Origin of the sequence: Streptomyces polyrhachis, from assembly GCF_042663125.1 — a bacterium.
Classification (GTDB): domain Bacteria; phylum Actinomycetota; class Actinomycetes; order Streptomycetales; family Streptomycetaceae; genus Streptomyces; species Streptomyces polyrhachii.
The window spans coordinates 99,280-115,345 of the sequence record NZ_JBHSZO010000017.1 but is presented as its reverse complement, the minus strand read 5'-3'; the positions used below and the strand labels follow the sequence as shown (position 1 = coordinate 115,345).

The window sequence follows — 16,066 nt, the reverse complement described above, 5'->3', positions numbered from 1 at the left end:
GGACCTGGACAACGGCGAGGACCGCCTGCTGCTGCACATGTCCCTCAAGGCCGCCGACCCGGTGCTGCGCTGGGCGGACGCGGGCCCGTACCGCCTGCTGACCCGCCTCCCCGCGGACGCGGCCCCCGACCCGGCGGTGCACCCGCTGCTGGCCGCCGGGCACGCGGAGTTGGCGCGCACGGCGGAGGTCTACCTCGACCACGCGGGGCAGGCGGCGCGCACGGCGGCGGAGTTGGCCATCCACCGCCAGACGCTCTACTACCGCCTGCACCGCGTCGAGCAGCTGACGGGCCTGGACCTGGACAACGGCGAGGACCGCCTGCTGCTGCACATGTCCCTCAAGGCCGCCCGGTTGTGACGGCCCGGGTCGATGGGGCGGCCTCCGGGCCGACGGTGGCGGCAGGGCCGCGGGCCCGGCGATCGCTCGCCGGGCCCGCGGTCTTCCGGTGTGCGGCGGGTCCTACTCCGCCAGGTTCACCGCGCGGGCCGAGGTCGCGCCGACCTCGCCGGCGATCTCCGCCAGCACCGTCGGCGGGATCGTGGTGTCGACGGTGAGCGCGACCAGGGCCTCGCCGCCCTCCTCGGCGCGGGAGACCTGCATACCGGCGATGTTGATGCCGGCCTCGCCCAGGATGCGGCCCAGGGTGCCGACGACGCCGGGGCGGTCGGCGTACCGGAGGAAGGCCATGTGGTCGGCGAGCGCCAGCTCGATGTCGTGCTCCCCCACGCCGACGATCTTCTGCTGGTGCTTGGGGCCGGCCAGGGTGCCGGAGACGGAGACCTCCTCGCCGTCGGCCAGGGTGCCGCGCACGGTCACCACGTTGCGGTGCTCGGGCGACTCGCTGCTCGTGGTCAGCCGCACCTCCACGCCGCGCTCCTGGGCGAAGAGGGGGGCGTTGACGTAGGAGACGGTCTCGTCGACGACGTCCTCGAAGACGCCCTTGAGCGCGGAGAGTTCGAGCACCTTCACGTCGTGCTGGGTGATCTCGCCGCGGACCTCCACGTCGAGGCGCACCGCCACCTCGCCGGCCAGCGCGGTGAAGATCCGGCCGAGGCGCTCGGCGAGCGGCAGCCCGGGGCGTACGTCCTCGGCGATGACGCCGCCCTGGACGTTGACCGCGTCCGGCACCAGCTCGCCGGCCAGCGCCAGGCGCACCGACTTGGCGACGGAGATACCGGCCTTCTCCTGCGCCTCGCCCGTGGAGGCGCCCAGGTGCGGGGTGGCGACCACGGAGTCGAACTGGAAGAGCGGCGAGTCCGTGCACGGCTCGGAGGCGTAGACGTCCAGGCCCGCGCCGGCGACGCGGCCCTCCTTCAGGGCGGAGGCCAGCGCCTCCTCGTCGACGATGCCGCCGCGCGCGGCGTTGACGATGCGGACGCCCGGCTTGACCTTGTGCAGTGCCTCGTCGCCGATGAGGCCCAGGGTCTCGGGCGTCTTGGGCAGGTGCACGGTGATGAAGTCGGCGCTCTGCAGCAGCTCGTCCAGGCTGAGCAGCTTCACGCCCATCTGCGCGGCGCGGGCGGGCTGCACGTACGGGTCGTAGGCGACGACCTTCATGCCGAAGGCGGCCATCCGCTGGGCGACGAGCACGCCGATGCGGCCGAGGCCGACCACGCCGAGGGTCTTCTCGCTCAGCTCGACGCCGGTGTACTTGTTGCGCTTCCACTCGCCCTGCTTGAGGGCGGTGTTGGCCTGCGGGATGTTGCGCGCGGTGGCGATGATCAGGCCGCAGGCCAGCTCGGCGGCGGTGACGATGTTGGACGTCGGGGCGTTGACGACCATCACGCCGGCCTTGGTGGCGGCGGAGACGTCCACGTTGTCCAGCCCGACGCCGGCGCGGGCGATCACCCGCAGCCGGTCGGCGGCGGCGACGGCCTCGGCGTCGACCTTCGTCGCGCTGCGGACGAGGATCGCGTCAACGCCCTTGATCGCGCCGAGGAGTTCGGCCCGGTCGGCGCCGTTGCAGTGGCGGATCTCGAAGTCGGGGCCGAGGGCGTCGACGGTGGCGGGCGACAGCTCCTCGGCGATGAGTACGACGGGCTTCCTACCGGTTGCGCTCACAGTGCTCACAGGGCTCACAGTCCTCACAGATCCCATGCGGACGGCCGTCCCGACGGCCGCGGCGGTGGAGGGGGCGATATCAGCGCAACGGGGCCTTGCGGCCCCTGAGGACACACGACGCTGTGGGCTCCTGGCGTGCGCTTGGTGCTTCGCAGTCTATCGGGGCGCGACGGCCCCGCAGCCGGAGTCGGACAAGGATCACCCGTCCGGGGCGCGGGGCCGTACAGGGCGGCGGCGGCCCGGCGATCCCGCGCCGAAGAGCGGGATCGCCGGGCCGGCTCCGGCGGCCTACTTGTCGTCCACCCAGGACATGAGCTTGCGCAGCTCCTTGCCCGTGCTCTCGATGAGGTGGTCGCCGTCCTGCTTCTTGTACTCGTTGTACCGGGGCAGGCCGTTCGCGTACTCGGCCATCCACTCCTTCGCGAAGGTCCCGTCCTGGATCTCCGCGAGGACCTTCTTCATCTCGGCCTTCGTCGCGTCGTTGACGATGCGCGGGCCGGTGACGTAGTCGCCCCACTCGGCGGTCTCGGAGACCGACCAGCGCATCTTCTCCAGGCCGCCCTCGTACATCAGGTCGACGATGAGCTTCAGCTCGTGGAGGCACTCGAAGTACGCGATCTCCGGCTGGTACCCCGCCTCGACCAGCGTCTCGAAGCCCGCCTTCACCAGCGCGGAGGCGCCGCCGCAGAGCACCGCCTGCTCGCCGAAGAGGTCGGTCTCGGTCTCCTCGGTGAAGGTCGTCTTGATGACGCCCGCCCGCGTGCCGCCGATGGCCTTCGCGTACGACAGGGTCAGCGCGAACGCACCGCCCGTGGCGTCCTGCTCGACCGCCGCGATGCACGGCACGCCGCGGCCCTCCTCGAACTGCCGGCGCACCAGGTGGCCCGGGCCCTTGGGGGCGACCATGCAGACGTCGACGCCGGCCGGGGGCTTGATGAAGCCGTAGCGGATGTTGAGGCCGTGGCCGAAGAACAGCGCGTCGCCGTCCTTCAGGTTGTCCTTCACGGACTCCGCGTAGACCCTGGCCTGGATCGGGTCCGGCACCAGGATCATGATCACGTCGGCCTCGGCGGCGGCCTCGGCGGGGGTCACCACGCGCAGCCCCTGCTCCTCGGCCCGCACCTTGGAGGACGAGCCCTCGTGCAGGCCCACCCGGACGTCGACGCCCGAGTCACGCAGCGACAGGGCGTGGGCGTGGCCCTGGCTGCCGTAGCCGAGGACCGCGACCTTGCGGCCCTGGATGATGGACAGGTCGGCATCGTCGTCGTAGAACAGCTCGGCCACTTCGGGTCTCTCCTTGGGTCTTGCGGACTTCCCTCACCGTACGCGCGGTGCGGCGGGGCGTTCTCTGGGGTTGTTGACGGGGGTTGACCGCCGCGCCGGCCTCAGGCGGAGCGGTCGAGCGCGCGCAGTGAGCGGTCGGTGATGGAGCGGGCGCCGCGCCCTATGGCGATCGTGCCGGACTGGACCAGCTCCTTGACGCCGTAGGGCTCCAGCATCTTCAGCATCGCCTCCAGCTTGTCGGCGCCGCCGGTCGCCTCGATCGTGACGGCCTCCGGGGAGACGTCGACGGTCTTGGCGCGGAAGAGCTGGACGATCTCGGTGATCTGGCTGCGGGTCTCGTTGTCGGCGCGGACCTTCACCAGGACGAGCTCGCGCTGGATCGCGGCGGCGGGCTCGAGTTCGACGATCTTCAGTACGTTGACCAGCTTGTTGAGCTGCTTGGTGACCTGCTCCAGCGGCTGGTCCTCGACGTTCACCACGATCGTCATCCGGGAGATGTCCGGATGCTCCGTGGTGCCCACCGCGAGGGAGTCGATGTTGAAGCCGCGGCGGAAGAAGAGGGCGGAGATCCGCGCCAGGATGCCCGGCTTGTTCTCCACCAGGACCGAGAGCGTGTGCTTGGTCGAAGGTGTCAGGGATGACATGGGGTGTCGGCCTCTCGCTCGCTCAGTCGTCTTCGCCGTCGCCGAAGTCCGGGCGCACGCCGCGCGCCGCCAGGATCTCGTCGTTGGAGGTGCCCGCCGCGACCATCGGCCAGACCTGGGCGTCCTCGTGGACGATGAAGTCCACCACCACGGGCCGGTCGTTGACGGCGTTGGCCTGCTCGATCACCGCGTCCAGCTCCTCGGGCGTCTCGCAGCGCAGCGCCACGCAGCCCATGGCCTCGGCGAGCTTGACGAAGTCGGGGACCCGGGTGCCCGCGCTGGGCTTCGCGGCGGAGTCATCGGCCGAGCCGTCGGCCGAGCCGCTGTACGCCTCGGCGCCGCCGGAGTGCAGCACGGTGTTGGAGTAGCGCTGGTTGTAGAAGAGGGTCTGCCACTGGCGGACCATGCCCAGGGCGCCGTTGTTGATGATGGCGACCTTGATGGGGATGTTGTTGAGCGCGCAGGTGACCAGCTCCTGGTTGGTCATCTGGAAGCAGCCGTCGCCGTCGATCGCCCACACCGTGCTCTCGGGGCGGCCGGCCTTGGCGCCCATCGCGGCGGGGACGGCGTAGCCCATGGTCCCGGCGCCGCCGGAGTTGAGCCAGGTGGCGGGGCGCTCGTAGTCGATGAAGTGCGCGGCCCACATCTGGTGCTGGCCGACGCCCGCGGCGTAGACGGTGCCCTCGGGGGCCAGCTCGCCCAGGCGCTGGATGACCTGCTGGGGGGAGAGCTGGCCGTTGGCGGGCTTCTCGTAGCCGAGCGGGTAGGTGTCGCGCCAGCGGTGCAGCTGCTCCCACCACTCGCTGTAGTCACCGGAGTTGCCCTCGCCGGCCTCGGTCTGCAGGGCGACGATCAGATCGGCGATGACCTCGCGGGCGTCGCCGACGATCGGCACGTCCGCCTCGCGGTTCTTGCCGATCTCGGCGGGGTCGATGTCGGCGTGGACGACCTTCGCGTACGGGGCGAAGGAGTCCAGCTTTCCCGTGACGCGGTCGTCGAAGCGGGCGCCGAGGGCGATGATCAGGTCGGACTTCTGCAGGGCGGTGACCGCCGCGACCGAGCCGTGCATGCCGGGCATGCCCAGGTGCTGCCCGTGGGTGTCGGGGAAGGCGCCCAGCGCCATCAGCGTCGTGACGACCGGGGCGCCGGTCTGCTCCGCCAGCACCCGCAGCTCGGTGGTGGCGCGCGCCTTGAGCACGCCGCCGCCGACGTAGAGCACGGGGCGCTTGGCGGCGGTGATCAGCCGGGCGGCCTCGCGGATCTGCTTGGCGTGCGGCTTGGTGACGGGGCGGTAGCCGGGCAGGTCGTTCTTCGGCGGCCAGGAGAAGACCGTCTTGGCCTGCAGGGCGTCCTTGGCGATGTCGACCAGCACGGGGCCGGGGCGGCCGGTGGCGGCGATGTGGAAGGCCTCGGCGATGGTGCGCGGGATGTCCTCGGCCCTGGTGACCAGGAAGTTGTGCTTGGTGATCGGCATGGTGATGCCGCAGATGTCCGCCTCCTGGAAGGCGTCCGTACCGATGGACTTGGCGGCGACCTGGCCCGTGATGGCGACGATGGGCACCGAGTCCATGTGCGCGTCGGCGATGGGCGTGACCAGGTTGGTCGCGCCGGGGCCCGAGGTGGCCATGCACACGCCGACCCGGCCGGTGGCCTGGGCGTAGCCCGTGGCCGCGTGGCCGGCGCCCTGCTCGTGGCGGACCAGGATGTGGCGCAGCTTGACGGAGTCCATCAGCGGGTCGTACGCCGGGAGGATCGCGCCGCCCGGGATGCCGAAGACCGTGTCGACCCCTACCGCCTCCAGGGAGCGGATGAGGGACTGCGCGCCCGTCATCGCCTCGGGGGCCGGGGGGTGCGGACCGCCCAGGCGCGCTCGCGGCGGCTGGGGGTGGGGCTCACTCCTGGGGGGAGCGTGCTCGGTCATCGGGTCCTCCGTGGATACTTCCGGTTTCGGGTACTGCCGGGTCTTACGTCTACCGTGCCGGTGCCGCGTGCGTGCTGTGCCGGTGCAACAAAAAACCCCTCGTGCCGTGAGGCAGGCGAGGGGAGCGCGTCGGTGTGCGGTGTCAGCCGACGCGCCGGCCAAGTACGAGAACTCGGGTGCGCATGGCCACGACCTTGCCCCTGCCTCAAGGGGAGTGTCAAGTGGATGGGATATGCGTCTCATGATGTGGGCGCGCGGCCACTCCCCCCGGTCGCCTGCGGCCCCTCAGGTGAGGGCGATCGCCGAGGCGCCTCCCTCCGGCAGCCCGGCCGGCACGGCGAAGCCGCCGCCGCGCAGCGCCCGGCGCAGCTGCGGCTCCTCCAGCGGGCCCGTGAAGGCCAGCCCCTGCCCGTACCGGCAGCCCAGCTCCCGCAGCACGGGGATCTGCTCGGCGCGGTCGACACCGTCGGCGACGGCGTCCAGGCCGAGGTCGCGGGCGATACGCAGCAGCCCCGCGGTGATCTTGCGCAGTCGGCCGGACTCGTCGATGCTCTCGATCAGGCCGCGGTCGAGCTTCAACGCGTCCACCGGCAGCCGGCGCAGGGCGCCGATGGCGGCGTGGCCGTCGCCGAAGCCGTCCAGCGAGATCCGCACCCCCAGCCGGCGCAGGGCGACGATGCGGTGCTCCAGCTCGTCCAGGCCGACGCGGGGGTCGTGGTCGCAGACCTCCACCGTGAGCACTCCGGCGGGCAGGGCGTGGCGGGTGAGTATCGAGGCGATGGCCTGCGGGGGCAGTCCGTGGTCCGTGAGCCGCAGGGCCGGGATGCGGACGGTCACCGGCACCGCCAGTCCCTCGCGGTGGCGCTCGGCGGCCAGCCGGACGGCCTCCTCCAGGGTCCAGCCACCCAGCTCCGCCGCGCGCAGCTCGCTCTCGCCGCCCCGGTCGGCGAGGCGCAGGAACTCCGCCGGGGTGTGCACGACGCCCTGTGCGGAGCGCCAGCGGGCGTGGGCGACCACCGAGGCCGGCCGGCCGGTGTGCAGCTCCACCACCGGCTGGTGGAAGAGGAAGAACTCCCCGCCGGGCAGGGCGGCGCGCATCGGCCCCGGCGTGCGGGGCTGCCCGGGGCCCTCGCGGACGGGCCCGGCGCCGGCCGCGCGGCGCCCGCCCGCGAAGGGCTCGGCCCGCATCTGCGGGGAGTACAGCTCGACGCGGGCCTTGCCGGCCTGCTTGGCGCGGTACATCGCCAGGTCCGCGTTGCGCATCAGCTCCACCGGGGTGATGCCCGGCTCGGCGAAGGCGACGCCGATGCTGGGTGTCACCCGCACCTCCCGCCCGCTCACCGGGTAGGGCTCGGAGAGGCGCACCCGCAGCCGGTCGGCGATCTCGTAGATCCTGACCTCGCGGTCCATGGGGTGGGTCCGGTCCGGAAAGCCCTGGGGGTCCTGGAGGTCCGGTGGCTGCGAGGGGTGGCCGGCGCCGTGGCCGTGGATCAGCACCGCGAACTCGTCGCCGCCGAGGCGGGCGGCGATGTCGCCGCTGCGCACGCCCTCGCGCAGCCGCCGTCCGGCGAGGACCAGCAGCTCGTCGCCGGCCTGGTGGCCCACGGTGTCGTTGACGGACTTGAAGCCGTCGAGGTCGACGTAGAGCACGGCGGCGGCGTGCTCTACCGCGCGGCCGGTCCCGCGGTCGCCGGCGCGCCGGCCGCCCAGCGCCTGCTCGACCCGCTGGGTGAAGAGCGTGCGGTTGGGCAGGTCGGTAAGGGCGTCGTGGGAGGCGCTGTGCTGCAACCTGGCCTGCAGCCGCACCCGTTCGGTGACGTCGCGGCTGTTGAAGATGAGCCCGCCGTGGTGTCTGTTGACGGTGGATTCGACGTTGAGCCAGCCGTTGTCGCCGCCGCGGCCGTCGCCGGCCCGGAAGCGGCACTCGATCCGGGTGGACCTCACCTCGCCCGGCGGCGCGGCGAGGAACCTGCGCACCTCGTGCAGCACCCGGCCGAGGTCCTCCGGGTGGATCAGGCTGGCCAGCTCGGCGCCGACCATCTCCTCCGCCCGCACCCCGTAGACCCCCGAGGCGGCCGGGCTGACGTAGCGCAGCACGCCGGTGGGGGCGGCGATCATGATGACGTCGCTGGAGCCCTGGACCAGGGAGCGGAAGTGGTTCTCCTTCTGGGCCAGCTCCTGGGTGAGGCTGATGTTGTCCAGCAGCATGATGGCCTGGCGGACCACCAGGGCCAGGATGACCGTGCAGGCGGTGAAGAGCACCACGCGGTCGACGCTGCTCCCGCTGAGGACGTTGTAGAGGATGCCGAGCGTGCAGACCCCCGCCGCGAGATACGGCGCGAGGGCGCTGAGCTGTCCGGCCATCGGCCGCCGCGCGCGAGCGGCGGCCGCCGCGACCGCGGCGGGCGAACCGGCCGGGGCTGTCAGGGCGGGGGCGAGGGCCGGGGCGGCGGTGGAGTAGGCGTCGGCGCGGTCGGCGGGCCGCTCCTGGCGGTGGGCGGCCCGGCGGCCCCGGGGGCGGTTCACCCACGGCGCGTAGGCCAGCAGCAGCGAGCCGGCGAACCAGCCCGCGTCCAGCAACTGCCCGGAGTGGTAGCTCTCGTGGAGCAGGGGCGAGGTGAAGAGCGCGTCGCAGAGCACGGTGAGCGCGAGCGCGCCGATGGCGGTGTTGATCGCCGAGCGGTGCGCGGCGGAGCGGCGGAAGTGCAGCACCAGCACTATCGACACCAGCGCGATGTCCAGCAGCGGGTACGCCAGCGTCAGCGCGACCTCGGGGACGGACTCCCCAGTGCGCTGGGTGGTGTGCGCCAGCGCCACGCTCCAGGAGATGGTCAGCAGGGAGCCGCCGATGAGCCAGGTGTCCAGCACCAGGCAGACCCAGCCGGCCCGGGAGACCGGGCGCCTGGCGAGGATCAGCAGGCCGACGACGGCCGGCGGGGCGAAGAGCAGGAAGCAGAAGTCGGCCGGCGAGGGCGAGGGGACGCTCTGGCCGAGCACCACCTCGTACCAGCCCCAGATGGCGTTGCCCGCGCCCGCCATCGCGGAGGAGACGCCGAACATCACCCAGGCGGGACGGAAGCGGCCTCGCCTGGCCAGCGCGTAGTGCAGACAGGAGACGGCCGCGGCGAACGCGGCGGCGCTGAGCCCGAAGTCGCCCATGATCAGGGCCAGTCGGCTGGAGCCCCAGCCGAAGGCGGCACCCGCGGCATAGCCTCCGCACAGCGTCACGAGGGCCAACTGCGGGAGCAGGCCCCCGCGTCGCCCCCGGCCGCCCGGCGGCGGGCTGGGACGGGCCGTCACCGCCGCCCCGACCAGCGTACTCACCGCGCTCCCCACCGCGGGCGGGCCCCCCGGCCCCGGCGTACGGCCAAAACCGGCCCCGGAACCGGCCGACCGGTCCATTGTCCGTGCACGTCCATCGCCCCCCTCGAGTCTCCGTTGCCCCGCGGCGACACGCCGCCTTCATCGAGAGCACCCCTTGGTCCCGGACGATACACCAGTTTCGTCACTCAGGGACATACTTCTTCTACGCAGCGTAACTGAGGGGTGGGGAACGGGAGTTCGCACCGGGAAGCGGATCAACTGCTTCCGGTGGGTTTCAGCTCTCCGCGACCACGTGGCGCAGGGGGCGGTCCGCCGCGAAGCGCTGGAGCTGGTCCGCCAGCAGGCGCTTGGCGCGCGGCAGGAAGGCGGAGGTGGGGCCGCCGACGTGGGGGCTGATGAGCACACCGGGAGCATCCCAGAGCGGGTGGCCCGGCGGCAGCGGTTCGGGGTCGGTGACGTCGAGGGCCGCGCGCAGCCGGCCCGTCCCCAGCTCCGCGAGGAGGGCCCCGGTGTCGACCACGGGGCCCCGGCCGACGTTGACCAGCAGGGCGCCGTCCTTCATCCGGGCCAGGAAGGCCGCGTCGACCAGCCCCTTCGTCTGCGGCGTGAGGGGGGTGACCACGACGACCACGTCCGCCTGCGGCAGCAGCCGGGGAAGGTCGGCCACCGCGTGCACGGGACCGCGCTCCGTCTCACGGGGGGAGCGCGCGAAGCGCAGCACCCGCGCGCACTCGAAGCCCGCGAGCCGGTCCTCCACCGCGCTGCCGATGGCGCCGTAGCCGACGATCGCGACCGTCCTGTCGGCGAGCGAGGGGTGGAAGCCGGAGCTCCACTCGTGCCGGTCCTGGCGGCGTACGAACTGCGGGATACCGCGCAGCGAGGCGAGGACCAGGGCCAGCGCCATCTCGGCGGTGCTGGCCTCGTGCACGCCGCGGGCGTTGCACAGCCGTACGCCCGGGTGCAGCCGCGCCAGCGCGGGGAGGAACTGGTCGACGCCCGCGGTCAGCGTCTGGATCACCCGCAGCCCGCTCATCAGCGGCAGGGGCTGGACCTTCACGGGGGCCTGCTGCATGTAGGGCGCCACGTAGAAGACGCAGTCGGCCGGATCCGCCGGGAACTGCTCACCGGCGTTCCAGTACACGTACTCCAGCCCGGCGGGCAGGCCCTCGACCTCCTCGGGCGCGATCGGCAGCCATACCTGGGGGGTGCGCACAGAAGTCATGGTCAGAGGCTATGTCAGGCGCTCGGAAGGCAGGGGTTAGGGTTCATTGCCGCGGCAGTGGAGGAGGGGATCGGGCTCGTGGAGCGCAGAGGGATGGGCGCGGGGGCCCTGGGTGTGGGCGCGGTGGGTCTGGGCTGCATGCCGATGAGTTGGGCCTACACCGCCTCCCGGCGCAGCGGCGAGGAGTCGCTGCGGGCCCTGCACACCGCGCTGGACCTGGGCGTCAGCCTGCTCGACACGGCCGACATGTACGGGCCGTTCACCAACGAGCGGCTGCTCGGGCGGGTGTTGCCCGAGCGCAGGGCGGAGGCGTTCGTCTCCACCAAGGTGGGACTGCTGGTGGGCGAGCAGCATCTGGTCGCCGACGGCCGCCCCTCGTCCGTACGCCGGGCCTGCGACGCCTCGCTGCGGCGGCTGCGTACCGACGTCATCGACCTCTACCAGCTGCACCGGGCCGATCCCGAGGTGCCGGTCGAGGAGACCTGGGGGGCGATGGCAGACCTGGTGGCCGCGGGCAAGGTGCGGGCGCTGGGCCTGTGCGCGGTGGGCGCGCGGGCGCAGCGGCGGGCCGGGGCCGCGCTGCACGAGGGGACGATCAGCCAACTGCGGCGCGTACAGCGGGTGTTCCCGGTGACGGCCGTCGAGGCGGAGCTGTCGGTGTGGTCGCCGGAGGCGCTGGGCGCGCTGCTGCCGTGGTGTACGCAGCGCGGGGTCGCGCTGCTGGCGGCGATGCCGCTGGGCAACGGCTTCCTGACCGGCTCGCTCACGCCCGGCGAGGGCTTCGAGCCGGAGGACCTGCGGGCCCGCCATCCGCGCTTCACCGCCGAGATGATGGCCGCCAACCAGCCGATCGTGGTGGGGCTGCGGCGGGTGGCCGCCCGGCACGACGCCACACCGGCGCAGGTCGCGCTGGCCTGGGTGCTGGCGCAGGGCCCGCAGGTGGTGGCGCTGCCCGGGGCGAAGCACGAGCGCTGGGTACGGGAGAACGCGGCGGCGGCGCGGCTGCGGCTGACGCCGGCGGACCTCGCGGAGCTGGCCGCGCTGCCGGCGGCGCTGGGGTCGTGGGACTGACCCGGGCCTGTTTCGAGGAGCCCTGCGGGCCCGGAGGCCGCGGGTACGCGGTGCGCGTAGGTCACAGAGCGGACGCGGTACGACGGAAGGCCGCACCGCGGGGCCCTGCGGGCGGCAGTGTGGTGTGCTGGCCGGGTGACCGGGACCGCCGCAGGAGAGGACCCCACGTGCGCCGTCGTGTCGTGACCGCCGCGCTCGCCACCGCCGGGCTGCTGCTCGCCGGCTGTACGTCGGAGGGGGGCGACGGCCCCGGCGGCACCGACGGGCGCACACCGGGCGCCGTCTCCGGGCGGCCGAGCGGCTCCCCGGGGCCCGGCGCCGCGCCCGCGAAGGGCAGCGCCGAGGTGACCGCCACCGTCGCCGAGGGGCTCGACTCCCCCTGGGGGCTGGCGCAGTTGCCGGACGGCGGTCTGCTGGTCTCCTCGCGCGATACGGGCACGATCCTCCGGATCGACGCCGGCAGCGGTCGCAGCACCGAGCTGGGCGAGGTCCCCGGTGTGGCACCGGGCGGCGAGGGCGGGCTGCTGGGACTGGCCCTGGGCCCGGACGACCGGATGGTCTATGCGTACGTCACCTCCGACTCCGACAACCGGATCGTCCGGATGGCCTACGATCCGCAGAAGCCGAAGGGGCAGCAACTCGGCGCCCCGGACGTGGTGTTGCGGGGCATCCCACGCGGCTCCAACCACAACGGCGGCCGGATCGCCTTCGGCCCGGACCGGATGCTCTACGCGGGGACGGGCGAGACGGGCGATCCAAAGCTGGCGCAGGACCGGTCCTCCCTGGGCGGCAAGATCCTGCGGATGACGCCCGACGGGGAGCCGGCCAAGGGCAATCCCGACCCGGACTCGGTCGTGTACTCCTACGGCCACCGCAATGTGCAGGGCCTCGCCTGGGACGCCCAGCGGCGGTTGTGGGCGGCGGAGTTCGGCCAGAACACCTACGACGAGCTGAACCTGATCGAGCCGGGGAGGAACTACGGCTGGCCGGCCGTCGAGGGCGGGAGCGAGGACGAGCGCTACACCGACCCCGTCGCCCAGTGGCCGACCGAGGAGGCCTCCCCGAGCGGGATCGCCTTCGCCGAGGGCTCGATCTGGATGGCCGGTCTGCGCGGCGAGCGGCTGTGGCGGATCCCGCTGGACGGCACGCGGCCGGCCGCCGAGCCGCAGTCCTTCCTCAGCGGTGAGTACGGCCGGCTGCGCACCGTCGCGGCCACCGACGACGGCGGGCTGCTGCTGCTCACCAGCGAGACCGACAGCCGCGGCTCCCCGCAGCCCGACGACGACCGCCTGCTGCGCCTGGACGTCAGCTGACCGTCCGGATACTCCGCACCGGCGAGGCGCCCGGGGCCGCCGGAGCGCTCTGGACACTGGCGGTGCTCTGGGCGCTGGCGGTGCTCTGGGCGCTGGCGGTGCTCTGGGCGCTCTGGGTGTCGAGCACCCCCAGCCGGTGGGCCAGGGCCGCCGCCTCGCCCCGGCCGGAGGCGCCCAGCTTGGCGAGGATGTTCGAGACGTGCACGCTCGCCGTCTTCGGGGAGATGAACAGCTCCTCGGCGATCTGCCGGTTGCTGCGCCCCGCCGCGACCAGCCGCAGCACGTCCAGCTCCCGGACGGTGAGACCGAAGGACTCCGCCGGTGAGGCGGCCCGCGGCCCGCGCGGGTCCGGCGCCTGCAGCGGGATACGGGCCCGGCCCGCCAGCCGCTCGGCCCGCGCCCGCAGCGGCTCGGCTCCCATCGGACGGGCTGCTGCCTCCGCCTGGCGCAGCAGCTCGCCCGCCCGGCTGCGGCCGTCCGGACCGCCCGCGCCGATCAGGGCCTCCGCCAGGCGGATACGGAGCATCGCCAGCAGTGCCGGATTGCCCACCGGCTCGGCGGCGGCCACCGCCTCCTCCCAGCGGGCGACGGCGTCGCGCCCCTCGGCGGTGAGCAGCGCGGCCTCCGTCGCCAGCGCCTGTGCGGCCAGCAGCGGCACGAACTGCGGCAGCCCGCGCATCGCCGCCCGGATCCGCGCCACGGCAGCCTCCCGGCCCGGCTCGGCCACGGTCAGGGCGCGGGCGTCCGCCTCCGCCGCCGCGGCCTCGAAGAGCACGGGCCAGCCGTAGCGCTGCATGCCGGGCGGAATGCCCTTGCCGGCCGCCTCCTCCAGCAGGCTCCGTACGTCCAGGATGCGGCCGTCGGCGGCGGCGAGCGCGATCGCTATGCGCGCGCAGGGCAGCGTGTGCTGCAGCTCCTGATAGCCGGGGCCGAAGCGCTGGGCGCTGGTCTCCAGCAGCCGTCTGACCTCCTCGAAGTCGCCGCGGCGCAGGGCGAGTTCGGCACAGCGGCCCTCGACCTGGCCGAGAGTGCGGGAGCTGATGCCGCGGCGTTCGCGGGCGCGCCGTACCGCCTGCTCCGCCTCGTCCCAGCGGCCGAGCGCCGTCAGCGCCTCGGCGAGGTTCCCGTCGGCCCAGGCGGCCAGCTCGGGCAGCCCGTGCCGCTCGGCCAGCGCGGTGCACTCCTCGCCGGCCCGCACCGACTCGGTGAGCCGGCCGAGGCCCATCAGGGTGTCGGCGAGGATGCCGTGGGAGCGGACGATCGTGGTGAGGGTGCCGGGGCAGGTCTCTGCCGTGTTGACCTCGCGGATCAGCTCCAGTCCCTCCTCCACTCCGCCGGAGTCGATGGTGAGCCAGGCCAGGGTGAGCTGCGCGGCCAGCTCGGTGTCGCGGGCGCCCGTCAGCCGGGCCAGCTCCCTGGCCTGCTCGGCGGACGTCAGCGCGGCCGGTCCCGGCTGGTGCAGCGCGCCCCAGTGGGCGGCCCTGGCCAGCACCTCGGCGTGCACGACGGAGGGCGGCAGCCCCTGGACCAGCTCCTGCGCCCTGGCTATCTCGTCCCAGCCGTTGGAGCGGGACAGCTCGCGCATCAGCTGGTAGCGCTCGCCCCAGAACCAGGCGGCCCGGACCGGGTCCTGCGGCCCGGCGACCGTGCCGCCCCGCTCCGGGGCGCCCTCCAGCAGGCACAGGGCTCGCTTGCCGACGGCCAGGGCCCGCTCGCGCTCACCGGTGTGGCGGGCGGCCACCGCGACGGCGCCGAGCAGGTCGGCGAAGTCCCCGGCGGGCTCGCTCCCGGGGGCGACGTCCTGGCAGACGCCCCGGCCGGTGGCGGCACTGACACCGCCCAGTCCGTCCTCGATACCGCGCCGCAGCGCGGCGCTGCGGATCTCCGGCGCGGTGTCGTCCCACAGCTCCAGCGCCTGCTCCAGCAGGGCGAGTTGCTCGGCGTAGGCGTGCCGGCCGCGGGAGGCCGCGGCGGCGAGCACGGCGGGCAGCGCTCTGGCCGGGTCCCGGGCGTCGTACCAGTAACCCGCGAGGCGGGGGAGGAGCTGCTCGGCGGGCACCAGGGTGGCATCGGCCTCCAGCGCCTCGGCATAGCGGCGGTTGAGACGGGTGCGCTCGCCGGGCAGCAGGTCGCCGACGACGGCCTCACGCAGCAGGGCGTGGCGGAAGCTGAGGCTCTCTTCGTCGCAGGGCTGCAGCACGTTCGCGCCGACGGCTGTGCGCAGGGCCTCGATCAGCTCGTCCTCGCCGAGCCGGGTGACGGCGGCCAGCAGCCCGAACTCGACGCCGCAGCCGCCTCCCGCGGCCATCCGCACCACGCTCTGCACCTCCTCCGGCAGGGTCTCCACGCGCACCAGCAGCAGATCGCGCAGGGAGTCGCTGATGCCGCCGGGCGCCAGGGTGGCGCCGTCCTCCAGCGAGCAGGCCAGCTCCTCGACGAAGAAGGCGTTGCCGTCGGAGCGCTCGAAGACGCGGTCGAGGAGGCCGTCGGCGGGCTGCTCGCCGGTGATCGCGGCGAGTTGGCTGCGGACCTCGGAGCGGTCGAAGCGGGGCAGCTCGATCCGGCTGACGGTGCGCAGCCGCTCGTACTCGGCGAGGGCGGGGCGCAGGGGGTGGCGGCGGTGGAGGTCGTCGGAGCGGAAGGTGGCGACGATGAGCAGGCGGCTGTCGCGGGCGGCGCGCAGCAGATAGCTGAGCAGCTCGCGGGTGGAGCGGTCGGCCCAGTGCAGGTCCTCCAGGGCCAGCACGATCGTGCGGTCGCGGCTGAGGCCCTCCAGCAGCAGGACGGTCAGCTCGAAGAGCCGGGCGCGGCCGTCCGAGTCGGGTGGGGCGGAGGTCATCTCGCCCAGCTCGGGCAGCAGCCGGGCCAGCTCGCCCTCCTGGCCGGCGGCCGCGGTGGCCAGCTCGGGGCCGAGCTGGCGGCGCAGGTCGCGCAGGGCGCTGGAGAAGGGGTGGAAGGGCAGGCAGCCGGCGCCGATCTCGACGCAGGCGCCGAGGGCGACCACGGCGCCCTCGGCAGCCGCGGCGGCGCGGAACTCCTCCAGCAGCCGCGTCTTGCCGACCCCGGCCTCGCCGCCGACCAGCACGGCGCAGGGCTCACTCCGACCGGCCCGCTCCAGCGCCTCGCCGAGCACGCGCAACTCCTCGGCGCGGCCGACGAACACGGAACTGACCCGGGAGGTGTACACGCCGTCGAGCATGCCACGCCGGTCCGACAACCGGTCGG

10 protein-coding genes are annotated in these 16,066 nt (G+C 73.8%); 3 read left to right on the top strand and 7 right to left on the bottom strand.

What is annotated here, in order from left to right:
- Positions 1–358, top strand: a 358-nt coding sequence (locus ACFQLX_RS13075; RefSeq protein WP_386414615.1) for a PucR family transcriptional regulator, incomplete at its 5' end; no start/stop codon positions are given.
- 102 nt (positions 359–460) lie between these two features.
- Here the strand turns inward: ACFQLX_RS13075 and serA are convergent.
- The 6 genes from serA to ACFQLX_RS13045 form a co-directional block, all read right to left on the bottom strand.
- A complete protein-coding gene (gene serA, locus ACFQLX_RS13070; protein WP_386414621.1) occupies positions 461–2,062 on the bottom strand; it encodes a phosphoglycerate dehydrogenase in 1,602 nt (533 codons plus the stop codon).
- A gap of 288 nt (positions 2,063–2,350) precedes the next feature.
- On the bottom strand, positions 2,351–3,346 hold the full coding sequence (gene ilvC, locus ACFQLX_RS13065) for a ketol-acid reductoisomerase (protein WP_386414613.1): 996 nt from the start codon (positions 3,344–3,346) through the stop codon (positions 2,351–2,353).
- 101 nt (positions 3,347–3,447) lie between these two features.
- Positions 3,448–3,990 carry an acetolactate synthase small subunit gene (ilvN, locus tag ACFQLX_RS13060; RefSeq protein WP_386414612.1) on the bottom strand — a complete coding sequence of 181 codons (543 nt, stop codon included), beginning with the start codon at positions 3,988–3,990 and terminating at the stop codon, positions 3,448–3,450.
- Positions 3,991–4,012: 22 nt separating this feature from the next.
- Complete coding sequence (locus tag ACFQLX_RS13055) at positions 4,013–5,911, bottom strand: acetolactate synthase large subunit (protein ID WP_386414611.1); 1,899 nt, start codon at positions 5,909–5,911, stop codon at positions 4,013–4,015.
- A 285-nt stretch (positions 5,912–6,196) separates the two neighbouring features.
- Positions 6,197–9,235, bottom strand: a complete 3,039-nt coding sequence (locus tag ACFQLX_RS13050; protein WP_386414609.1) for a putative bifunctional diguanylate cyclase/phosphodiesterase — start codon at positions 9,233–9,235, stop codon at positions 6,197–6,199.
- 274 nt (positions 9,236–9,509) lie between these two features.
- A complete protein-coding gene (locus ACFQLX_RS13045; protein ID WP_386414607.1) occupies positions 9,510–10,457 on the bottom strand; it encodes a 2-hydroxyacid dehydrogenase in 948 nt (315 codons plus the stop codon).
- A gap of 78 nt (positions 10,458–10,535) precedes the next feature.
- Here ACFQLX_RS13045 and ACFQLX_RS13040 point away from each other — a divergent pair, with 78 nt between their 5' ends.
- Positions 10,536–11,528 (top strand): aldo/keto reductase, encoded by a 993-nt coding sequence (locus ACFQLX_RS13040; protein ID WP_386414605.1) that lies wholly within the window; start codon positions 10,536–10,538, stop codon positions 11,526–11,528.
- A gap of 167 nt (positions 11,529–11,695) precedes the next feature.
- The gene (locus ACFQLX_RS13035) at positions 11,696–12,841 is read left to right on the top strand and encodes a PQQ-dependent sugar dehydrogenase (protein WP_386414604.1); all 1,146 of its coding nucleotides are present in this window, start codon (positions 11,696–11,698) and stop codon (positions 12,839–12,841) included.
- On the opposite strand, the gene ACFQLX_RS13030 is transcribed toward ACFQLX_RS13035, so the two are convergent.
- Positions 12,834–16,040: a helix-turn-helix transcriptional regulator gene (locus ACFQLX_RS13030; RefSeq protein WP_465270546.1), complete on the bottom strand. Its 3,207-nt coding sequence runs from the start codon at positions 16,038–16,040 to the stop codon at positions 12,834–12,836. The two genes, ACFQLX_RS13035 and ACFQLX_RS13030, sit on opposite strands and share 8 nt — an antisense overlap.
- Positions 16,041–16,066 lie beyond the last annotated feature (26 nt).